Origin of the sequence: Cohnella soli (assembly GCF_042655525.1) — a bacterium.
In the GTDB taxonomy this organism is placed as follows: Bacteria; Bacillota; Bacilli; order Paenibacillales; family Paenibacillaceae; genus Cohnella; species Cohnella soli.
Window position 1 is genome coordinate 312,592 of the sequence record NZ_JBHSMI010000025.1, and the last position, 21,886, is coordinate 334,477.

Below are 21,886 nucleotides of genomic sequence, written 5' to 3' on the forward strand. Positions count from 1 at the left end.
ATTGAAGTCCTCCTCGCGATTATTCGGGCTTCACCAGGAACAGCGGTTGGCCGAATTCGACCAGTTGTCCGTTCTCCACGAGAATGTCCACGATCTCGCCTTTCACTTCCGCTTCCAGCGGATTCATCAATTTCATCGCTTCGAGAATGCAGACGACCGTTTTGTCGTTTACGCGATCTCCCACGTTAACAAACGAGGAAGCGTCCGGTGAAGGCGCACGGTAGAACGTGCCCACCATCGGAGATACGATGCGATGCAAGTTGGATGTGTCTGCCGCAGGGGCAGCTTTCGTCTCCTCTGCAACAGCAGCGGACGGTGCCGGAGCTGGTGCAGGCACAGCTTGCGGCAAGTATGTATGGGTAAGGTGCGGTGCTTGCACGTTAACGACTTCCGTGCGGCCCGGCTTGCGAATCGATAGGCGCATGCCTTCGTTCTCGATTTCCAATTCGTGTACGGTCGTTTGGTCTACCAATTTAATCAGTTCTTTGATTTCGCTCAACTTAAACATATCGGTCACTCCTTGATTCGGGATTCCCCATGTGAAGAAAGCCTTTTCGTACCCACAACGGAACTATTATACCATAATCGACCGAAATGGAAAGGCTTATGCGCCTTCGCGTCAAAGGGCAGCAACTCCCGAACGACAAGAAAACCGCCCGGGAACGTCAATCCTGTGCCCTGGGCGGCTTTCTTGCGAATCGTTGCGAGGCGTGCTGCGATCTGTTATTGCACGTATTGGATAGTTACGCGGTCCGGCGTTACGTTCAGCTCTTTGGTCGCCAGATCGAGAATATCGATCGCTTGTTTCTTCTCGAGCTTATCGCTGAGCACGATAACTTTGAAGTTATTCAAATCTTCTTCTTCCACGACCGCGTTATCGTAGTCTTGCAGCAACTTCGTTTGAAGACTCGTAATCCGCTCGTCCGTGTCTTCGAGTCGTCCCATGTCTTCGACTGCTTTGGCGCTTTCTTCTTGCGTCACCTTGGACGTGCCTGAAATAATATTGCGCAATTGCTCGGCCTGCTGGCTGATTTTCTCGCGCTGATCGAGGAGCTTCTGTTCGATCTTCTGGTTGCCCGAAGAGTTCGTAATGCTTTTCAGCACTTCCTGATCTTCCGGAGAAATGCTTGACGGGTCTTCTGCAGATGCTTGTTTTCCGTCCGGGGACGATTTACCATCAAGCTGCTTGGTCACCGTCTCTTCTTCGGTAATCGAGATCCCATTCGCGCTGCTCGCACTCGGCATATCATTATCGCCAAGTTGCGTCTGCTCTACGCCGCTCGCCGAACTCCCCGGCTTCGACGCATCTTCCGTAAACAAGTAATAGGCGGATAAAATGACCATCAAGCTGAGCATCGACACGAGCCAAATCGTCTGACGTTTGTTGTTCATTGTTCAATTCCTCCCAAATAGTGAGTGATTGGATCTAAATCAGCTTTTGCGGGGAACGACGGCGATCCGATGAATCGGCACATCGAGTCCGCGGGATACCGCTTCGGCGACGAGACGGTGCACGGTCGCGTCTTCCGTTCCTTTGGCGATGATGAGGACGCCGCGGATTTTCGGCTTGATTTTTTTCACGACGATCGGAGACTGCGCACCGGAAGAAATTTCGTACAAGACCACTTGCCCGTCTTTCGACACGTCCGTAATGTGCCGCTTGGCACCGTTGCGATCCGTTTCTTCCGTTAGCGTCTGAATTTGTTTTTCGTTCAGCTGCACGACCGTCTCTTCCGTCGAATCAACCGTTACCATAACATCCGCAGTGCCTACGCCGACGATTTTCTCCAGCATGTCCTTCAGCCGGCCTTCGATTTCCGTCTCAATATCCGCGAATAAGGAAGTTTTCTGTTCCCCTGCGCCCATAAAGGTCGACTGATCGGCGACGTCTTCGTCTCGTGGGGGCGACACGTCCGGCGTCTGACCGGGATCTAGTTTTTTCATATTCATCATGGAGGACGCGAGCAGCAAGGCGGCGCCGATCAAGCCGATCAGGATGAGCCAGCGGAACGCCTTTACTCTTTTCTGTCCGCCCGCCCCCCCTCCGATGAACGACTCCAACTGCTGCAGCCACTTCGCCATCGCTTTTCCTCCTTATTTCTTCGCAGCGCGGCTTTCGCCCGAAAGCGGCTCCGCGTTCACTTCGATATCGCGGGTTGGAATGCCGAATCGGCTAGAGATCAAGTCCGTCACTCGCCGAACCGTCCCGTTATCCGGCTCCGTGCTTGCGCCTGCCGCCGCGACGCCATCTGCGCCCGATCCAGACTTGCCGGCGCTCCCGGTCCCCGCCGCGTTCTTGTCCGACGTCCAATCTTCAACCGTCACATCGATGTCTACCGGAACTATGTCCTTCACACCATTCGAAGCCGTTCCCGCTTCAGCGCCGATGCCAGTACCGGCCGCATCGTCCGGTTCCAGCGTTACGGCGACGCCCGCCACTTGCACACTCCCGTCGGTTCCGCGCTCAAGCGATACGTCGACTCGGCTTACGCCGCGTTTCTCCGATTGTTCCACCTCTTGGCGAATCGCGGCTTCCAGTCGTGCCGTCACCAATTTGGCCGCTTGCGCGGTTTGTTTGTCCCGCAGCTTCGCCCCGTCCGCTTCGATCATCGCCATCCGGCTAGGCGCATTCATCGACTCCTGTTCGACAGCGGTCAATCCGCCGGCAAGCTTGGAGCCAAAGTCACCCTTCATCCAGTTCAGAATGGGCGTCGCCACCGTCATCAGAATAAAGAGACCTGCCACAAGCCTGACATAACGCTGCATCGTCCGGTTCGGCAACAGCAGATCGATCAGCGACGCCAGCAAAATGACGGCGATAATCTGCCTGAGCCAGTGGGATAACCCGTCCATGATGTTCACACGGCGCCCCCTTTCCCGCTCACCGAATCATGAGCGCCGCATTGCCGGCAGTTAGAATGATCGTCACAGCGAGGAAAAACATGAGCCCCACCGATGCAAGCGCCGCAAATACGTATATGAGCGTCTTCCCGATCGTCTGCAGACACTTAACGATCGGCGTATCTCCGAGCGGCTGCATGACCGCCCCGGCCACGTTGTAGATCAGCGCGAGCGTCAATATTTTCAGCGCAGGGAACGCGCACAGGAACAGCAGTACGATGACACCCGCCAACCCGACGGCGTTCTTGACGAGCAAGCTCGCCGACATGACCGTATCCGTCGCGTCCGAGAACATTTTGCCGACGACCGGGACGAAGTTACCGGTAACGAACTTGGCGGTCCGCAGTGCGACGCCGTCCGTTACCGCCCCCGTCGCGCCTTGCACAGACAGCACGCCGAGAAATACGGTCAGCAGCACGCCCATGATGCCGATGCCGACATTGCGGAGCAAATTCGCAAGCTGCGTCGCCTTGTACCGTTCCGACATCGCGCTCACGAGATAAAGCACCGCCGAGAAGAACAGAAGCGGGAAAACGACGACATGAATGAACGTCCCGACCGTATGGATCATAAATACGATGAGCGGATGAAGCACCGCAGCGGATGCGACGCCCCCCGTGCCCGCCAGCAGCGTCAGCAGCAGCGGCACCATTGCGAGCATGAACTGCACCATGTTCGCGATTGCTTCTCCCGCATAGGAAGTCGCTGTCTTGAAGCTATTCACCGCGAGAATGATGAGCACCATATATGCGATGCCGTAGGCGACTTTGCTGACAGCGTTACGTTCGAAAGCGCTCTGCATCGTTTCGAGCAGCATCGTGAATACGCTGAGCAGCACGATCGTCACGAGCAATTTCCCGCTATACAGCACTTCGTGCAAGAAAAATCTCGCCAATCCGCCGAGCGCTTTCATCGGGTTCCACGACTCCCCGGTCGGGAACATAAGCTGCCTCAGTTCAGGCAACTTGCCTTCGGGGAAATAACCGCCGTATTCCGTCTTCAGATCACTCCAGTATTTCTGGATCTGTCCGAGTTCAACATCCTCGCTCTGTTCCTTGGCGAGGTCGCCCGATAACCCGCCGTCCAGACCGCCGTTCGCTTCATTCACGCCATTACCGGAACCCGCATTGGTTGCGCGTTGCTCTGTTCCAATGCTGTCAGGCGCTGATCGGGACTGCGCCATCGCGATCGTATCTCCGAGCAGCAGGAACACCATGAGCGCGAACAAAAGGAACATCGCTTTTTTTTCGACGCCCATGTTCCCTAGTCTGTCGTTCCAGCTCATGCTCCCCCTCCATCCCGCGCCTTTCGTCAAGCCGGCAATAAATTCAGCACCGTTTCGACGATGACGCTGATGATGGGCACGGCCATGACGAGAATGAGCATTTTCCCGGCGAATTCGATTTTTGATGCGATACTTTCCAGCCCGGCGTCCCGTACGATTTGTGCGCCGAATTCCGCGACGTAGGCGATTCCGATAATTTTGAGCATCGTCTTTAAGTACACGGCGGGTATGCCCGAACGGTCGGCCAACTCCTCCAGCACGGTAATGACGTTATCGATCTTCCCAATAAACGCGAGGAAAATCGATACCCCGACGAACGCGGCGAGCAGGTAGGCGAATATCGGCTTCTGCTCCCGGATGACGAGAATGAGCACAGTCGCCAGTAGCCCGATGCCGACGATTTGGACGATGTTCAACCGCTTCACCTACTGGAAAAGAAATATCGTTTTGATTTCCTGGAACAAGTCGTTGAGCATTCTGACGACCATGAACAGGACGACGACGAACCCGATCAGGGTCACCCAGTGCGCCATGTCTTCCTTGCCCATCTGCTTCAGCACCGTATGAATCATCGCCACGATGATGCCGATGCCGGCGATTTGGAAAATGGTGCTGATGTCGAAGTTCATCGTTAGGCCTCCTAGGCGTGTCTGGAAACTCCCTGCCCGGCATCGGTTACAACATAACGATGACGACGAGCGCAGCCCCGAGCATTCCTAAGCTTCGGCTCAGTTTCTCGTAGCGTCGTTGGTCTTCCCTGGCCGCCCCTTCTTCGGCTTGAAGCTGAATCGCGGCGAGTCGGATGTGTTTAAGCTGATCATCCTTCCCGCTGCCGCCAAGCGTCGCACCGAGTCGGAGAAGCGCTGCCATCTCCGTTTTACGCATCGCCGTCGCTGCCCAGCGCTCGGAGATCGACTTTTCCCATATTTGCTTGACCGTCTCTCCGGACTCGGCGGATTCGGCGCTCAGGCGAGAAGCGATCTCGGAGAACAGCGCAGCCAAGGGGCCTGTCATTGACTTGCCGATGCCGGCGAGCGCTTCGGGAAGAGGCGTCTGTCCGTACCCGACTTCCGTCTCGAGCCGCTGCAGCGCATGCAGCAGCTCGCGAATCTGCCTTGGACGCGCAGCGAATCTGGCAGCCTGCAGAAATCCGATCATCGTACCTGCTAACAACACGAGTAACGCGCCCGCGAACTTAATCATGGCCTTCCCCCCGATCCGCCGTTAGCGATGCGACAGGGGCAGGCGACCGGATCGTCGGCATCGCTCGCGTGTTGACTGTGACGGGCACTATCCCTTCGGCGGGGACAGACGATGCCTTCGTTAATGGAGGAGCGTCCCTTGGCGTAGCCCCGATCGTTCGGCCGAACCGTCTCGACGTTTCACGGGCAGCCTCGTCCGCCGTGATGATGCGATGCTCCACCTTTCCTCCGGACCGCGACAGCAGCACATACCGACCGAATACGCCATCCGCCGCGAGCCCGGCGAGCACAGGCCTCGCGAACACATCGGACAACCCCGAAGCATGCGCCGTTGCCAGCACTCTAACGCCGGCATGCAGCGCCTCTCGGATCGCTTCTGCGTCTTCCGGTCGGCCGATCTCGTCCACTACGACGACTTCAGGGGACATCGAACGAATCATCATCATGATTCCTTCCGCTTTCGGACAAGCATCGAGCACATCGCAGCGGGGGCCAAGATCAAAAGTCGGCACTCCCTTGTCGCTAGCTGCGATTTCCGATCGCTCGTCCACAATACCGACTTTACGACTGCCCCACCCGGTCGCCGACGGATGATGCCAGTGGCCGGAACTGATGCAGCGCGCAAGATCGCGAATAAGCGTCGTTTTACCTTGTTGTGGCGGAGACACGATTAATGTATGGGCGATCGTCCTAGATCCGAAGTCAAGCAGTCCCGGCAACACTTCAGAGCCAAAACCGACTTTGGCTCGGGCAACGCGGACATTAAATCCGGCAATATCTTTCAGATGAGCGACAGCCCCCTTGTCCAGCACCGCTCGACCTGCCAGCCCGATTCGATGCCCGCCGGACACCGTCACGAAACCTCTGCGAAGCTCTTCCTCCACTGCATACACCGAATGATGCGTAATCCGCTCAAGCAGTGCCTTGCAATGCTCACGGGAAGGTACGAACGCCTCGTTCTCGCGCTCCGACAATGTGCCATCCGCCCGAACAAACGAATAACGACTGCCGTATCCGATCTCGAGCGGCCTGTTCTCTCTAACCCTGATCTCCTCCAACGTCGTCTTCACGGGTGTCGGCAACTGCTCCAGCACCGAACGCAAAGAGATCGGGAACAGCTCTAATAGCGATTGCGTCAAGCTAGTTCCCCCTTTCCGTCGGTATCGTAATAGAATCTGTTTCATGTGTATGCTTGGACGACGTTTTTATGACAGCTTGACCCGTCCACGCGGACGAATCGCCTTGGACGCGGTGCCGTTGGCGCCGGTGTCGTATTATTTGCGAAGAATGCCGATGAGCAGGCAGCCAACCCCGGCGAGAATCCATACGAACTTCGCAGGCGATAACTTGTCCGCGATACCGACGAGTCCGATCGTCGTTGTCGAGATTAAAACAAGCGGCCCGACGAGCGCGAGCATCGAATTGACGGCTAGCGCCTTCTGTACATCGTTGAGTTTCAACATGACGAGCGCCGCCGTAAGTTCAATGCTGCCGGACAATATCCGCAGCATGGCCATGCTGAACGATGCCTTGTCCATCTTGTAATCCCCCTGATAAGCAAAATGAGATGTTCCAAATATATGCGTGACGGACCTGTAACTTGTCTATCTGTTAAGAAGTTTATTTGACACGGGCAACTTAAACTCACCTCCGAATGGGCGAGTGCATATATTGCTTTGTAAAATCCCACCTTGTCACCAGGGGAGCGAACATAATTGAACAAAACGACGGTTAAGAGCAGATGGCCAGAAGGATTGTCGGATCCGAGCGGCAGCAGGCAACCGAAGCCGCGGGCCAAAGGCCGAACGATGATTATCGACAAAGGAATCGGTATGCACGCTTTCGAGGATTTGCTGTCGACGTCCGGGCAATATATCGATATCATCAAATTCGGCTTCGGCACGTCCCCGCTCTACCCACCCGAGGTGCTGCGCATGAAAATCGATGCAGCATCCAAGTACGGCATTTCGGTCATTCCCGGCGGTACTTTGTTGGAAGCGGCGGTGCGGCTCGACGTCGTTCCCGGGTTTTTCCGACAGGCGCTAGCTTGCGGTTTCACTGGCATCGAAGTGTCCGATGGGACGATCAACATGAGCCGCTCGATGCGCAACGATCTGATTCGCGACGCGATAAGTCTAGGCTTAACCGTATATACGGAATACGGGAAAAAGCTGTCGGGTTCGCGCATAGACATCCGCCATTTCGCAGAAACCGCCGAGCAGGACTGGGCATGCGGCGCTGAGCTGGTTACGGTAGAAGCAAGGGAATCGGGGAAAGGAGTCGGTTTATTCGACGAACAAGGGGAATACCGTGAAGGCGAGCTTGGTGCAATATTGGAAGCTATACCAAACATGGACCGCGTGCTGTGGGAAGCGCCGTTGAAGGAACAGCAAGTGTATTTGATCAGAGAACTCGGACCGAACGTCAATCTCGGAAACATTCCCGTAAGCGATGTCCTGACGCTCGAGACGATGCGACGCGGCCTCCGTTCCGATACGTTCGGACTTCATCGCGAGCCTTATATCGACTATATGATCTGAGCAACTACGTGCGGCCGGGGCGCTTTGGGGGCGAGTTACCTCGTTTGGATGAGCAATTGCGTGCGGTCGGTGTGCTCATGGGGCGAGTTACTTCGTTTGGATGAGTAATTACGTGCGGCCGAGTCACACTTTGAGCAACTTGCTAAAGCCCCGCGTTCTAAACGCGGGGCTTGTTCCATATCGTGTACCATTCGGATTTTTCAATATGAGCAACGGGAGCGTGCCCATGCTATGTACGGAGAACTCGTTCTCGTCGCTTTAATCGTCATCGGCCTGCTTAGCCGCTCCTCGATTATTACGACAGCAGCTTGTATCCTTCTCATCGTCAAACTGACCCATCTCGACCGATTCCTTCCGTCCATCGAAAGAAGGGGCATCGAGCTCGGTTTGCTATTCTTAACGTTGGCCGTGCTCGTTCCGTTCGCTTCCGGGCGGGTGCAGCCGAAAGATCTTGTCGCGGCTTTCACTGGTTGGACAGGCTGGGTCGCGATCGCCGGCGGCGCAATCGGTGCATTCCTGAACAGCCGAGGGCTGGACACGCTGCGCGCCGATCCGCAGCTCATTGTCGGCATCGTACTGGGCTCGATCGCCGGCGTACTTCTTCTGCGCGGCATTCCAGTAGGCCCCCTGATGGCTGCAGGCATTAGCGCCATATTGATTAAACTTATTCAGTTGTTTATGGGAAAGTGAAGCTCAAATCTAGCACATGGTTATAGCGCAACTCCCTTTTGTCGATATCCCGTTGACTCAGAGAATATGCCGATGCTCCGCAAATGTTGCAAAATGCAACGATAGGACGCCCCCCTACAGACGCTTGCTGAGCGAAGGGGATATCGACAAAAGGGAGCGAACACGACACCGTCGCCATCGCCCAACCAAATTTTTCCACGCAAAAAAACCGCCTCGATCATCCCAACATTTGTTGGAAGAATGACCGAAGACGGCTCCTTACGTCTCAATATATTATCTGCGCTCTTGCGGCCCGCCGACAAACGCCGTTTGCGCGGTGTCAAGGCCGTACGCCGTATGAAGGGCTCGAACGACTTCCTGCACCGGCTCTGCGGCGATGACGCACGACACTTTGATTTCCGAAGTGCTCACCATTTTGATGCTGACGCCAACATCAGAGATCGCTTTAAACATCGTCGCTGCAACGCCAGGATTCGACACCATTCCTGCGCCGACGATCGACACTTTCACAAGGCCTTCTTCGTACGTCGTCTCGCGATAAGGCACTTCGGTTTTAATACTTGCGAGCACATCGATGGCGCGCTGGCGGTCGGAGAGCGACACGGTGAACGAGAAGTCCGCTTTACCGTCCTGTACGCCGCTTTGCACGATAATGTCGACATCAATGCCGTTGTTCGCGAGCGCTCCGAACATTTTGGCAAGAACACCCGGCACGTCCTCAACGCCAAGCACGCTAATGCGCGCTACGTTTTTGTCCGAAGCGATTCCTCTTACGACGATTCCTTGTTCCATTTCCGCGGCCTCCCTCACCAACGTGCCTTCATTTTGATTAAAACTCGAACGTACGACCAAGTTGACGTTATTATGCTTCGCGTACTCGACAGCGCGCGGGTGCAGTACCGCCGCACCGAGGTTAGCAAGCTCGAGCATTTCGTCATACGAGATTTGATCCAGCTTCCTGGCGCATTTCACGACCCGCGGGTCGGTCGAATAGACGCCGTCAACGTCCGTGTAGATTTCGCATACGTCTGCTTTGATCGCAGCAGCCAGTGCCACGGCCGTCGTGTCCGATCCACCGCGTCCAAGCGTCGTAATATCCCCATTCTCCGTCATCCCTTGGAAGCCGGCGACGATGACGATGTTGCCTTCATCCAGCGCAGAGAAAATCCGCTCGGGAGAAATGTCGTTGATGCGCGCTTTCGCATGTACCGCTTCCGTCACGATGCCCGCTTGCCAGCCCGTGAACGACTTGGCGGCATGGCCGTGCTTGTGAATCGCCATCGAGAGCAGCGCGACCGAGATTTGCTCACCGGTCGTCAACAGCATATCCATCTCGCGCGCGGGCGGATTGTCGTTCACTTCGTTCGCTTTATCGATCAGATCGTCCGTTGTATCTCCCATCGCCGACACGACAACGACAACGCGGTCGCCTTGCAGCTTTTTGTCAATGATCCGCTGCGCTACCCGACTCATACGCTCGGTCGTCCCGACGGAACTTCCGCCGAATTTCATTACTATCAAAGACACCGGTAGTCACTCCCCAAGAGTACATCTGCATACAGCATTATATTATAGCATAAGTCCTTCGGCCCAAAAATAAAAAAAATTCCCGCTCGCTCTCCGAAATCGAAGAACGGCGGGAACCGTCGCTGCCGCCACGCTGAGCAGCGAAACAGCCAGCTATGTTCGCTTATGCGCGAGAAACGTATTTGCCTTCGCGCGTATCGATCGTCAGCACATCGCCTTCGTTGATGAACAATGGCACTTGTACAGAATAGCCCGTCTCGAGCTTAGCCGCTTTCGTCGCGCCTGTCGCCGTGCTGCCTTTAATTCCCGGCTCAGCTTCGATGACTTTCAAATCGACGCTGTTAGGCAGGTTGATACCGATCATCTCGCCTTGATAACTCGTGATGTTCACGGACATGTTCTCCGTAAGGAAGTTAACTTCCCACTCAAGTTGAGACTTGCTCAATTCGAACTGATCGAACGTCTCGTTGTCCATGAACGTATATTCCGAACCGGAGTTATACAAGTATTGCACCGTGCGGTTCTCGACGATCGCGCGAACGACGGACTCGCCTGCGCGGAACGTTTTCTCAACAACGTTGCCGTTACGCAAGTTTTTGAGCTTGGAGCGAACGAACGCCGCACCTTTGCCCGGTTTTACGTGCTGGAAATCTACGACGCTGCAAGGCGCGCCATCCAGTTCGATCGTCAAGCCTGTTTTGAAGTCGTTTACGGAAATCACTTCGAAATTCCTCCTGTAGAGACGTTGCTCTTGATTAGTTCAGCGTAATTAGCTGTTTGGGAGATTGCGTCAGTATCCGAATACCGCTTTCGGTTACGACAACATCGTCCTCTATCCTTACTCCGCCGAAGCCGGGGAGATAGATACCTGGTTCCACGGTGACGACCATTCCCGGTACAAGCACGGGACCGCCAGACTTGGACAGACGCGGCGACTCGTGGACTTCCATCCCGAGACCATGCCCTGTCCCGTGGCCGAAATATTCTCCATAACCATACCTTGTGATGATATCTCTCGTCAAGGCGTCACCTTCCACTCCCGTCAATCCAGGGCGCAAGTTGTCGAGGGCATGAAGCTGGGCTTCGAGCACGATTTCATAAATTTCGCAGTGCTTGTCGCTCGGTTTGCCAACAACGATCGTTCTCGTAATATCCGAGCAGTATCCTTTATAATAGGCGCCGTAATCGAGCTTTACGAATTCGTCCTGACCGATAACCCGGTCGCTGGCGGTGCCATGCGGCAATGCCGAGCGTTCGCCGCTCGCTACGATCGTGTCGAATGAAGAGCTCGCCGCCCCTTGGGAACGCATGAAGATTTCAAGCTCGAGGGCAACCGCTTTCTCCGTCAATCCGGGCTTAATGAACCCGAGAATGTGTTGAAACGCGCGGTCTGCGATGTCAGCCGCTTCCTGCATGATCGCAAGCTCGCCTTCGTCCTTGATTTCTCTCAGCTTCTCGACCATACTCGCCGACGGAGACAGCTTTGCAGGAGCGAAGTCCGCAGCCATCTTCTGATAGGAAGCGAACGTCACATCGTCCTCTTCAATCAGAAGCGTGCCGACTTTCCATTCGACCAGCAATTCCGCGATCTTGCCGTTCATGCTCGCGCCATGCTCCTCGATCCGGAAACCGGCCGCTTGTTGCGGTGCTTGTTCCCGGTAACGGAAATCGGTTACGAGCACGGCATCGCTCGCCGTGACGAGCACAACGCCGGACGAACCAGTGAACCCGCTTAAATATCTCCGGTTGATCGGATTGGTGACAAGTAAAGCATCGCCTTCCGAAGAGGCGAGCAGCTCTCGCAGTCGTTTAATACGCGCATTAGGCATGAATAAATCCCCGCTTTCCCGCATTCGTTAATCTTTCATTCGTGATGTCTCAATGTGGCGGTATAAAGCTTGCAAACCAAGTTCGTATCCGAGCGGGCCGAATCCGGCGATCTGCCCAATAGCAACCGCGGCGATAACCGATACGTGCCGGAATGCTTCTCTTTGATGGATATTGGACAGATGAACTTCCACGACAGGCAGGCTGACAGCCGATAGTCCATCCCTGAGCGCGTAACTCGTGTGAGTCAACGCACCTGGATTAATGAGAATACCGTCATGTTTGCCGTATGCCGCGTGAATCTCGTCCAGCAAAGCGCCTTCGTGATTCGATTGGAAAAAGCTGAGGGAGACGCCAAGTTCTTTACCGTACTCGGCAAGCCGCGCTTCAATATCCGCCAGTGTCGAAGCGCCGTATACGCCGGGCTCTCGAATGCCGAGCATGTTTAAGTTAGGGCCGTTCAGCACCAAAATGCTTGCCATGTCTGATGTTCTCCTCCCGCCAACAGCCGGATTCCTGCTTGAACCTCAATTTTACCGGAGTCTTCAAGTCCATCAGACATTGTACCATATTTGTCCTTTGTGATGAAGCTGCACACCAAGGTGCAGTGCATAACCTAAAAGCTAACCAATATGAGTGGTGTTCAAGTCTTAGGGGCACGCCATCTTTTTCGTCGGTCATGTCGGCCAACCCCCAGTCGCTAAACTGCGAACTAGTATTTCCTCCCTTCTTCCCCTTTAACCGCCAGACGGCTGAAGGCCGCCGACATCCTTTGCCTGTGGCTTTCCCTCCTTTAATCTAGTAAAATAAAATTACTTGGGTCGGCGATTGCCGTCGCCCAGAGTTTTCAAAGATAAGCAGGTGGCTAACCATGTCGGATCAAACACCCGCGGTCTACGGCGGACAAGCGGTTATTGAAGGAGTTATGTTCGCGGGCAAACACGTCCACGTGACGGCCGTTCGACGTAAAGACAATCAGATCGCCTTTTTTGAAGTGCCGAAGAAACCGAACGCCTTTTTGACCTCGCTGAAAAAAATTCCTTTCCTTCGAGGCATCGTCGGCATTATCGAATCCGCAGCCAAAGGCTCCCAGCACTTGACGTTCTCGGCTGAGGCGTATGCCGAAGACGAGACTTCTCCCGAGGAAGCAGCCAAAGGCAAAGAGAAGAAAGAACGCTGGAATTTGACGATGATCCTCGGCGTCGCCGTCGTCGGCATTCTATCGTTCGCTGTCGGGAAAATTATTTTCACTTTAGTGCCCGCGTTCGTCGAAGGCCTGATCTTTAGCCAAGCTTTCGAGAATAAAATATTGCACAACCTGCTCGAAGGCGTTATCAAGATCGTATTCCTGCTCTGTTACCTTTGGTTTATCTCGCAGACGCCGCTCATCAAACGTCTGTTCCAATACCACGGCGCCGAGCATAAAGTCATTACCGCTTACGAGTCGGGTTCGGAATTAACCGTCGATAAAGTGCAGAAGTTCAGCCGATTGCATTACAGATGCGGAAGCAGCTTTATTATTTTCACCGTTATCGTCGGCGTCATCGTTTATTCATTCTTTACTTGGGATACGATGGGAGAAAGGATTTTGCAGCGTCTTCTGCTGTTGCCCGTCGTGCTCGGGATCTCGTATGAAGTGCTTCGCTGGACAAACGCCCTGAGAGACATTCCGGTGTTGAAGTGGCTCGGAGTTCCAGGACTGTGGCTGCAGCTGTTGACGACGAAAGAACCGAACGACGAACAAGTCGCCGTCTCGATCGCATCTTTCAATCGCATGTTGGAATTGGATCGGCAATCTAACGCGCTGAAAAGCTGACACAACAAGCAAGGAGGACGATGAAGATGAAAAATCGAATTCAGATTTGGTTCGCCGTCGTGCTCGCCCTGATGGCTATCGGCATCGCTACCAGTCTTTCCAAGGGCTCCACCCAAAGCTGGCTCGTGCCCGTCGTGATCATCGCGATCGTATTCTTGCTCTACAAATTTCCACCGAATACTTGGCGCTCCAAGTTGCGTAAGCCTAAGCAGTCCGCTCGCAAAGCCCGCCCGGACTTCCGAAAGACGAACGCGCAGAGCGAACGGCGCCGCAATTCGACGTTTACCGTCATCGAAGGACGGAAAGACAAGAACGACGAGCCGCCTCGATACCACTAAGCACGAAAAACCGCCTCCCCGGTTCATTTTACGGGAGGCGGTTTTTCGTGCTTAGTGGTCCGTCTGTTCTGCCTGCCCTGTCTGCGACTCTCCCTTTTTCATCACCGTAACCTTCAAAGTACCGGATTTGCGGTCCCATTCGTGAAAAAACTTCTCGCCTGCTTGCAAACCCGACTCGTACAGCGCAAGACTCGTTTTCGGGGACAGATCGAACGATGTGCTCCCGACGCCAAGCGTCGGAATTTTGATCGTGCGAATGGCGTTGTGTTTCTCGATATATCTTTCGTCATGCGCCCCGAGCATCGTCTCGAACATCGCCTGGAACATCGTTATCGGCCCGCTGATGCGATGCGGGTGAACATCGGAACGTCCGACCATTTGAAAGCCGATGACCGGAACAGGAGTGCCTTCCGCTACATCTTTCTCGAACAGCCACAAAGGAAAATTGCTGAGTAAGCCTCCGTCAACAACATAAGAAACACGGGACTGGATGACGCTTCTTTTCCGTTCTTTCCAAGGCTGCTTTAATACGACGGGATCGAAAAAGTACGGAATGCTCGTGCTCATCCGGATCGCTTTGGCGACGGATAGCTTGCCAGGGTCTGCGCCGTAATGGCGAATGTCTTCCGGCAAGACGAGCAGCTTGCCGTTCGTAATGTCCGAAGCGACGATGCGCAGCATGCCTTCCGGCAAATCACCGAAACACCGAATGCCTCTGTCGGCAAGCATGCTTTCCACCCACGCCTCTAAGGCATCCCCGGAATACAATCCTTTGCGAAGAAGAACTCTAAGCGCCGGCCCTACGAATTTGGTGTTATAAATAAACCCCTTTTCAATAACGACTTAAACGGCATCCTTTCGATTTGCTCTCGCATCTCGATCGCCGTATATCCAGCGGCGATCAACGCAGCGACGATACTGCCGGAAGACGTCCCCGCCACCCGATGGAATACGATGCCGTGCTGCTCCGCCGCACGGACCGCGCCCGTCAGCGAAATGCCCTTCACGCCCCCGCCCTCGAATACCGCGTTTACCGCCGTCGTCTGCACGATAGCCCCTCCGCCGTGGCAGCCCGCCTGCGCCGCCCTACCTTTATCCGTATGCGAGACGGAGTGCACCTAATCCTTCTTTCTAGGCGCAAAAAAACCGCCTATGCTTCGGCCATGCCGAATGCAGGCGGTTCTCTCATAGCAAAACTTATTCAATAGCTTTCGTCAGGCTATGGCGGCATCGGTTACTCGCTGTCCATCTCCGCGCGCAAACGGGTCAACTCTTCCTTGCGGGAAGGTTCCCTGTTGAAGTATTCGACGAGCGTCTCGATGCAAGTAATGGAGTCCCAGCTCAAGTGATGCTCGATGCCTTCCACGTCGCCGTATATTTTGTCTTCCTGCACGCCGATGATATGCAGGAACGACTCCAATAGATGGTGTCGATCCACGAGTCTTTTGCCCGTCTTCTTGCCTTTGTTCGTCAGGACAAGTCCCCTATACTTCTCGTATATGAGATAGTTATCCTTGTCGAGCTTCTGTATCATCTTCGTGACCGATGAAGGATGAACTTCCAGCCCCTCGGCGATGTCGGATACGCGGGCGTAGCCCTTCTCTTCGATCAGCCGGTAGATCCGTTCCAAATAATCTTCCATGCTTGGGGTTGGCAAAGCTAATCCCCCTTTCCTACAATATCATACACCGCTTAAAGGCTCAGGAGCAAGTCCGACTGTCGAAAACAAGCAAAAGCGCCCGCGAATGGATCGGGAGCGCTTCTTTTACGTTCAGCTTATAATTATCCCAGCCACTTCGGGGTAATGCCCTGGAGCCAGATTGTAATTGTCGTCATTCGATCGGTAAACAGCAGAATGCCCATAACAATCATCAGAACGCCGCCAATCTTCATCAACAAGCTCGAATATTTCAGTATCCATCGAGCTGTCCCCAAGAAAAAGGCAAGGACGAAAAACGGAATCGCGAAACCAAGCGAATACGCCGTCGTAAGTCCCGCCCACGTGCCGGGCTTGCTCGCCGCGAGCAGGAGAATCGAGCCAAGAATCGGACCGATACAAGGCGACCACCCCGCGGAGAAGCCGATGCCGAACACGAACGAGCCCAAGTATCCGGCAGGTTTCCAGCCAATATTGATTTTACGTTCCTTCATCAGTAGCTGCGGTTGAAACAAGCCCGTCAGAAATAGACCCATAAGCACGATAAAGATGGCGGAAAGCTTGCGGATCGTGTCTTGATGATCGCGGAAAACATCTGCGAACGCATTGGAGCCGTATCCAAGCGCGAAGAAGACAGCGGAGAAGCCAAGGATAAAGAAAAACGTATGGCTCATCGTCTTAAATCGCATGCTTCGGCTCGTATCGGTCTTGATCTGAGATACGGATACGCCGGTTATGTAAGATAAGTAAGCCGGGTAAAGCGGCAAGCAGCATGGGGAAATAAAAGAAGCGAACCCCGCGGCTGCAGCAATACCTATATTCACGTCTGCCATAGTTGGAAACCTCCCTTTGGCGGTTGTAAACCGCGCCTGTTACACGTCGATGCCGGCTTCCGTCGGAACTTATGCGCCCCTGAACCGCCGGAACAGCATCGAAGCGAGCAGCACGGCAATAAGCAGCAACACGATCGTGCCGCCCGGCGCCCAGTTCGCAACGCCGGCAATCCATAAGCCGGCAAGCACGGCAACTTCGCCGACGATAACAACGAGCGCGACGGCCTGCCTGAAACTTCGGGCAAGCGTCAAGCCGCATGCGGCAGGTATCGTCAATAGCGCGGAAACGAGCAACGCGCCTACGATTTTGATCGATGCGCTGATCACAAGCGCTGTCATAATGCTGAGCATTATGTTGAAATATTTAACCGGCAATCCGCTGACTGCCGCCGCGTCCTCATCGAACGTGAGCAGGAACAGCTCTTTCTTGTGAAGCATGACTAGTGCGAGCACAACAACCGTGATCGCCGCAATAACAGCGATATCGACATAACTAAGCGTATAAATGCTTCCGAACAAATACGAATTGACGTCCAGATTAAACCCTCTGCCCGACGTAAACAAGATCGAAGCGAGTCCGATTCCGCCTGACATAATAATGGCGATCGATAATTCCGCATAAGTGCGATACGCCCGTCTTAGAAATTCGATGGCGAAAGACGCAGCAATCGCAAACGCCAACCCCACAGCTACCGGGTACACATTGATCAGGAACCCAAGCGCAACGCCGGCGATGCTGACGTGGGCTAGCGTGTCCCCAATCATCGCCAGCCGCCTTAACACGAGGAACAGCCCCATAAGCGGCGCCGTAATCGCGATAAGCGCTCCACCGATCAATGCCCGTTGAAAAAACTCTGCCGTTAACAAATCCACGCCGGGTTACCCTTCCTTCCGCAGCGAATGCAATAAGTCCGTTCCATCGCAGTCGTCCAGATCGTGGGAATGGCGAACATAGAACGACAGCTTGCCGCTTCGTTCCTTCGGTTCTTGCCCCAAGTACGAGCGAACCATCTCCATATCGTGGGATACCATCAGGAACGTGATGTTATGCCTTTGGTGCATGTGCTTGACCATTTGAAAAAAACTTGTCTGCGTCTCGACGTCGATGCCGGTCAGCGGCTCGTCCAAGATGAGCAGCTTCGGGTTGTTAATGAGCGCTCTCGCTAGAAACACCCGTTGCTGCTGCCCGCCGGACAATGCGCCGATCTTCTTGTTCGCCAAGTCGCCAATCTTCATCGCCCCTAGCGCGTCTTCGCAGCGAGCGATATCCCCTTTACTCAGCTTGCGGAACAGCTTCTTTCTCCCATACATGCCGGACAACACGACTTCCCGAACCGTAGCAGGAAACAGCGGGTTCACATGGCTTCGCTGAGGAACGTAGCCGATATCGTTCCAGTCTTTAAACTGCGATGCCGGCTTGCCGAACAACGTAATGGACCCTTTCTGCGGGCGGGTCAAACCGACAATCATCCTGAGCAGCGTCGTCTTGCCCGCGCCGTTAGCGCCGATCAGACCGACGAAGTCTCTTTCCATAATCGTGAAGTTGACGTCAGAGAGAATCGTCTGGGAATCGTATGCGTAGGATACGCCATCCAATCTGACGATTTCTCTATGGCAGCCGGCTTGCGTCGGCATTGCGATTTCGTTCATAGCTGGCGCTCCTGTTCTTCCGGGCGATGTCGCCTTCGTCTATTCTATGTTAGATTACCCGAGAGCCTTCCGCAAGTTTTCAAGATTACGTTCGCTTATCGTGAAGTAATCGTCCCCGGCTTTTTCCTGTTCCGGCGTCAATCCTTCTAGCGGGTTCAGCACAAGCGTCTTCACCCCCGCTTCGCTCGCAAGCGTATTTGCCAGCCGCTCGGACACCAATTCTTCGAAGAAAATGTATGGAATGCGATTTTCTTTCACGAACTTCGCGATCGCAAGCAAATCTTTCGCGCGTGGCTCCGCCTCTGGCGAAAGCCCCATGACCGCAATCTGATTCAACCCGTAATCACGGCATAAATAACCGAACGCTTGATGGGAGACGACGATGTCTTTGCGGGCTAGGCCGGACAAACCTGCAATGAATTTCTCATCGAGCTTCCGCAGCCGCTCAGTCAAATCATTGAATCTCGACTCATAACCCGCTGCGTGGTCGGGGTCGACCTTCACGAACGCGTCCTTAATGTTCGTCGCCATCATTATCGCTGAACGAGGGCTGACCCATGTATGCGGATCGACATCAAGGCCGCCGTGATCGTGTCCGTCTTCGTCTTCTTCGGGATTGCCGCGAATCAGATCGATCCCTTTACTTGCCTCGACGTTAATGACATCGCTGCCGGACTCGACTCCGTGAAGCATGTCTCCGACCCATCCTTCCAAGCCTGCGCCGTTGTAGACGAACAAACGAGCCTTCGCCAGCGTCGTTAAATCTTTGCTTTTTGGCGTCCAGTCATGCGGCTCGACGCCTGCCGGAATCAAGTTCGTAACGGATGCGTCCTCGCCGCCGATCTCTTTCGAGAAATAATAGAGCGGATAGAAACTGGTGACGACTTTTATTTTCCCGTCAGCTTCGGTCGCTTTCGACGCGTCCCCACAGCCGGACAAAATGGCAATGAACATCAATAAGCTGAGCGCGACCATCAGCCGAATTTTAAGTTTGCGTTTCACAGTCGATCTCCTTAATCGTAATAATTATTATTAACAATCCGAATTATAGACGCCCCCCTTCCGGCTGTCAACTAACTGAGAGACCCGTCTGAGCGCGAGTTGTTCGATTTTTTCGTGTAATTGCCTACTGTGAGCCCCGTCCGATAGTGAATTGTTCGATTTTTTCGTGTAATTGCCTGTTGAGAGACCCGATTCCCCTGCATTATTGGCATAAAAAAAGCAACACCTTCTAGTATGGCCTTAGGAACGCGATAAGCGTTTCGAGGGCCGCCCAGATCGGTGTTGCCGATCAGTGTTGCCTATGCCTAGTTATTTCACGATCGCACCGTTCGGCATATTGTCAGGCACGGTCGCCAGCGTTAATTGGTCGCCTTGGGAAGCGGCCAGCACCATGCCTTGCGACATTTCGCCGCGCAGCTTGACCGGCTTCAAGTTCGTGACGCAAATCACCTTGCGCCCGATTAGCTCTTCAGGCTTGTAGAACTTTGCAATGCCTGAGACGACTTGACGACGCTCGAAGCCAAGATCGAGTTGAAGTTTGAGCAGCTTGTCGGCTTTCGGAATCGGTTCGCAAGCAACGACTTGTGCGACGCGAAGCTCGACTTTCATGAACTCGTCGATAGAGATCTCCGGCGCCAGTTCCGGCGTTTCCTCGGCATTGGACGGAGAGGCCGCTTCAGTTGCTGGCTCTTGCGGCTTCGCCGCTCCTCCGGCCATCGTGCCGGTAATAAACCCAACTTCATCGGCCAGTTCGAGGCGCGGGAAGATCGGATCGCCCTTGCTCGTCTTTGTTCCCGCGATCGCCGTTCCGAATGTGCCAAGGCTTTCCCATTCGGTCGCTTTGCCTTGCACGATACCAAGCTGCGACCAGATCAACGATGGCGTCTTCGTCATAAACGGCTGAATCAGGATCGAGACGTAACGCAAGCTTTCAGCGAGGTGCCCCATTACGGACGCGAGCGCATTACGGTTCGCTTCGTCTTTGGCCAGCGCCCACGGCTTCGTTTCGTCGATGTACTTGTTCGTACGACCGACGAACGCCCAGATCGCGGCAAGAGCGACCGAGAACTCCATGTTCTCCATCGCAGCTTCGACTTTCTCGACCGTCGATTTCGCCGCCTGCTCCAGTTCATCGTCGAATTCGGTCGCTCCGCCGGAGAAAGCCGGGACGATGCCGTCAAAATATTTGTCGATCATTGCAATGGTCCGATTAAGCAAATTACCAAGGTCGTTGGCGAGATCGAAGTTGATGCGCTCAACGAAATTTTCCGGCGTGAACGCACCGTCCGCACCGAACGGCACTTCGCGCAGCAAGTAATAACGAACCGCGTCAAGACCGAAGTGCTCGATCAGCTTCACCGGATCGACGACATTGCCTTTCGACTTCGACATTTTGCCGTCTTTCATAAGCAGCCAGCCGTGGGCGAACACTTTTTCAGGAAGCGGCTGCCCAAGCGCCATCAGCATAATCGGCCAATAAATCGTATGGAAACGAACGATTTCCTTGCCGACAAGGTGCACGTTCGCCGGCCAGAATTTGCGGTACAACGAATCGTCGTCCTTGCCGTAACCGAGCGCCGTAATATAGTTCGAGAGCGCGTCGATCCAGACATAAATGACATGCTTCGGATCCCGCGGAACAGGTACGCCCCAGTTAAACGTCGTGCGGGAGACGGCCAAATCTTCAAGTCCAGGCTTGATAAAATTGTTGATCATCTCCGTCTTGCGCGACTCCGGCTGAATGAAGCTTGGGTGGTCCTCGTAATATTGCAGCAACCGATCCGCGTATTTACTCATCCGGAAGAAGTACGATTCTTCTTTGACCAGCTCCACCGGATGGCCGCTGTCCGGGCTTTTGCCGCCTACGACTTCACCCTTCTCGTTGCGAACGACATCCGTCAGCTGCGTCTCCGTATAGAACGTCTCGTCCGGAATGCTGTACCAGCCTTCGTATTCGCCTTTATAAATATCGCCTTGCTCCAGCAAGCGGTCGAATATTTGCTGCACGACATCTTTGTGTCTAGACTCCGTCGTTCGGATGAAATCGTCGTTCGAGATATCCAGCTTTCGCCACAGTTCCTTAATGCCGACGACGATATCGTCAACGAACTGTTGAGGCGTCTTGCCAGCCTCCTGCGCCTTGCGCTCGATTTTCTGACCGTGTTCATCGGTCCCCGTCAAGTAGCGGACTTCGTAGCCTCTCAGACGCTTGTAGCGCGCCATCGCGTCGCCGGCCACTGTCGTGTACGCGTGCCCGATGTGCAGCTTGTCGCTTGGGTAGTAAATCGGCGTCGTAATGTAAAACGTTTTGTTGGCATCGGTCATTCCGGCCATCTCCTCGATTTCGGATTGTTTTTGAAATGCAAAAAGCTCCCGTCCGCATGGGACGGGAGCGCAGCTCACGTGGTACCACCCAATTTCCTTCCGCCGGCAGCATAAACGCCCGCGAAAGCTCTTGTACGAAATCCGTTAACGCCGGACACGCGTCGTCCCCTTACGGCCGCAGATCCGCGCATGCGAACCGAAACCGCTTGAAGTCGACTCCTCCGGGACCATTTTCCAAAGACGTCCTATGCCGGTTCGCAGCTTCCCCGGCTCTCTGAAATAGGCGCGACACT

General features: G+C 54.4%; 24 protein-coding genes and 1 pseudogene. 4 read left to right on the top strand and 21 right to left on the bottom strand.

Translation table 11 applies throughout. The annotated features are described in order from the left end of the window. Nucleotides 1-19: 19 nt before the first annotated feature. The 10 genes from accB to ACFPOF_RS14500 all read right to left on the bottom strand — a co-directional run bounded on the left by accB (nt 20) and on the right by ACFPOF_RS14500 (nt 6,926). Entirely contained in the window at nt 20-508 is a 489-nt protein-coding gene (gene accB / locus ACFPOF_RS14455) for an acetyl-CoA carboxylase biotin carboxyl carrier protein (RefSeq protein ID WP_378133771.1), read from the bottom strand. A 215-nt stretch (nt 509-723) separates the two neighbouring features. Further along, nucleotides 724-1,392 (bottom strand): SpoIIIAH-like family protein, encoded by a 669-nt coding sequence (locus ACFPOF_RS14460; RefSeq protein ID WP_378133773.1) that lies wholly within the window; start codon nt 1,390-1,392, stop codon nt 724-726. A 39-nt stretch (nt 1,393-1,431) separates the two neighbouring features. Continuing rightward, entirely contained in the window at nt 1,432-2,082 is a 651-nt protein-coding gene (gene spoIIIAG / locus ACFPOF_RS14465) for a stage III sporulation protein AG (RefSeq protein ID WP_378133775.1), read from the bottom strand. Between the two features lie 12 nt (nt 2,083-2,094). Beyond that, nucleotides 2,095-2,853 carry a stage III sporulation protein AF gene (gene spoIIIAF / locus ACFPOF_RS14470; protein ID WP_378134415.1) on the bottom strand — a complete coding sequence of 253 codons (759 nt, stop codon included), beginning with the start codon at nt 2,851-2,853 and terminating at the stop codon, nt 2,095-2,097. Nucleotides 2,854-2,881: 28 nt separating this feature from the next. Beyond that, the gene (gene spoIIIAE / locus ACFPOF_RS14475; RefSeq protein WP_378133777.1) at nt 2,882-4,186 is read right to left on the bottom strand and encodes a stage III sporulation protein AE; all 1,305 of its coding nucleotides are present in this window, start codon (nt 4,184-4,186) and stop codon (nt 2,882-2,884) included. Between the two features lie 26 nt (nt 4,187-4,212). Next, a complete protein-coding gene (gene spoIIIAD / locus ACFPOF_RS14480) occupies nt 4,213-4,602 on the bottom strand; it encodes a stage III sporulation protein AD (RefSeq protein WP_378133779.1) in 390 nt (129 codons plus the stop codon). A 9-nt stretch (nt 4,603-4,611) separates the two neighbouring features. Beyond that, a complete protein-coding gene (gene spoIIIAC, locus ACFPOF_RS14485; protein ID WP_378133781.1) occupies nt 4,612-4,815 on the bottom strand; it encodes a stage III sporulation protein AC in 204 nt (67 codons plus the stop codon). Between the two features lie 46 nt (nt 4,816-4,861). Then, nucleotides 4,862-5,389, bottom strand: a complete 528-nt coding sequence (gene spoIIIAB / locus ACFPOF_RS14490; protein ID WP_378133783.1) for a stage III sporulation protein SpoIIIAB — start codon at nt 5,387-5,389, stop codon at nt 4,862-4,864. Continuing rightward, complete coding sequence (gene spoIIIAA / locus ACFPOF_RS14495) at nt 5,382-6,527, bottom strand: stage III sporulation protein AA (protein WP_378133785.1); 1,146 nt, start codon at nt 6,525-6,527, stop codon at nt 5,382-5,384. The genes spoIIIAB and spoIIIAA overlap by 8 nt, the downstream gene beginning before the upstream one ends. A 135-nt stretch (nt 6,528-6,662) precedes the next feature. After that, nucleotides 6,663-6,926, bottom strand: a complete 264-nt coding sequence (locus ACFPOF_RS14500) for a YqhV family protein (protein ID WP_378133787.1) — start codon at nt 6,924-6,926, stop codon at nt 6,663-6,665. A gap of 177 nt (nt 6,927-7,103) precedes the next feature. Between ACFPOF_RS14500 and comA the strand changes: the two genes are divergently transcribed. Both comA and ACFPOF_RS14510 read left to right on the top strand, forming a co-directional pair. Next, nucleotides 7,104-7,928, top strand: a complete 825-nt coding sequence (gene comA, locus ACFPOF_RS14505) for a phosphosulfolactate synthase (RefSeq protein WP_378133789.1) — start codon at nt 7,104-7,106, stop codon at nt 7,926-7,928. Between the two features lie 231 nt (nt 7,929-8,159). After that, nucleotides 8,160-8,618, top strand: coding sequence for a DUF441 domain-containing protein (locus ACFPOF_RS14510; protein ID WP_378133791.1), 459 nt, complete (start codon nt 8,160-8,162; stop codon nt 8,616-8,618). 273 nt (nt 8,619-8,891) lie between these two features. Here the strand turns inward: ACFPOF_RS14510 and ACFPOF_RS14515 are convergent, their stop codons facing one another. The 4 genes from ACFPOF_RS14515 to aroQ form a co-directional block, all read right to left on the bottom strand. After that, a complete protein-coding gene (locus ACFPOF_RS14515) occupies nt 8,892-10,145 on the bottom strand; it encodes an aspartate kinase (protein WP_378133793.1) in 1,254 nt (417 codons plus the stop codon). 163 nt (nt 10,146-10,308) lie between these two features. Continuing rightward, the gene (efp, locus tag ACFPOF_RS14520) at nt 10,309-10,866 is read right to left on the bottom strand and encodes an elongation factor P (protein WP_378133795.1); all 558 of its coding nucleotides are present in this window, start codon (nt 10,864-10,866) and stop codon (nt 10,309-10,311) included. Between the two features lie 34 nt (nt 10,867-10,900). Then, nucleotides 10,901-11,974, bottom strand: a complete 1,074-nt coding sequence (locus ACFPOF_RS14525) for a M24 family metallopeptidase (protein ID WP_378133797.1) — start codon at nt 11,972-11,974, stop codon at nt 10,901-10,903. Between the two features lie 27 nt (nt 11,975-12,001). After that, nucleotides 12,002-12,454 (bottom strand): type II 3-dehydroquinate dehydratase, encoded by a 453-nt coding sequence (gene aroQ / locus ACFPOF_RS14530; RefSeq protein ID WP_378133799.1) that lies wholly within the window; start codon nt 12,452-12,454, stop codon nt 12,002-12,004. Nucleotides 12,455-12,843: 389 nt separating this feature from the next. On the opposite strand from aroQ, the gene ACFPOF_RS14535 reads away from it, so the two are divergent. After that, entirely contained in the window at nt 12,844-13,788 is a 945-nt protein-coding gene (locus tag ACFPOF_RS14535; protein WP_378133801.1) for a DUF1385 domain-containing protein, read from the top strand. Nucleotides 13,789-13,814: 26 nt separating this feature from the next. After that, nucleotides 13,815-14,126, top strand: coding sequence for a hypothetical protein (locus ACFPOF_RS14540; protein ID WP_378133803.1), 312 nt, complete (start codon nt 13,815-13,817; stop codon nt 14,124-14,126). Between the two features lie 51 nt (nt 14,127-14,177). Here ACFPOF_RS14540 and ACFPOF_RS14545 read toward each other — a convergent pair. The 7 genes and pseudogenes from ACFPOF_RS14545 to metG all read right to left on the bottom strand — a co-directional run bounded on the left by ACFPOF_RS14545 (nt 14,178) and on the right by metG (nt 21,593). Continuing rightward, nucleotides 14,178-15,175: pseudogene (locus ACFPOF_RS14545) on the bottom strand (patatin-like phospholipase family protein). A 185-nt stretch (nt 15,176-15,360) separates the two neighbouring features. Further along, nucleotides 15,361-15,783: a transcriptional regulator MntR gene (mntR, locus tag ACFPOF_RS14550; protein ID WP_378133805.1), complete on the bottom strand. Its 423-nt coding sequence runs from the start codon at nt 15,781-15,783 to the stop codon at nt 15,361-15,363. Nucleotides 15,784-15,908: 125 nt separating this feature from the next. Then, entirely contained in the window at nt 15,909-16,616 is a 708-nt protein-coding gene (locus ACFPOF_RS14560; RefSeq protein WP_378133809.1) for a cytochrome c biogenesis CcdA family protein, read from the bottom strand. A 69-nt stretch (nt 16,617-16,685) separates the two neighbouring features. Further along, nucleotides 16,686-17,489, bottom strand: coding sequence for a metal ABC transporter permease (locus ACFPOF_RS14565; RefSeq protein ID WP_378133811.1), 804 nt, complete (start codon nt 17,487-17,489; stop codon nt 16,686-16,688). 6 nt (nt 17,490-17,495) lie between these two features. Then, on the bottom strand, nt 17,496-18,266 hold the full coding sequence (locus ACFPOF_RS14570; RefSeq protein WP_378133813.1) for a metal ABC transporter ATP-binding protein: 771 nt from the start codon (nt 18,264-18,266) through the stop codon (nt 17,496-17,498). 54 nt (nt 18,267-18,320) lie between these two features. Then, on the bottom strand, nt 18,321-19,241 hold the full coding sequence (locus ACFPOF_RS14575) for a metal ABC transporter substrate-binding protein (protein ID WP_378134417.1): 921 nt from the start codon (nt 19,239-19,241) through the stop codon (nt 18,321-18,323). A gap of 336 nt (nt 19,242-19,577) precedes the next feature. Further along, on the bottom strand, nt 19,578-21,593 hold the full coding sequence (gene metG / locus ACFPOF_RS14580) for a methionine--tRNA ligase (protein WP_378133815.1): 2,016 nt from the start codon (nt 21,591-21,593) through the stop codon (nt 19,578-19,580). Between the last annotated feature and the right edge of the window lie 293 nt (nt 21,594-21,886).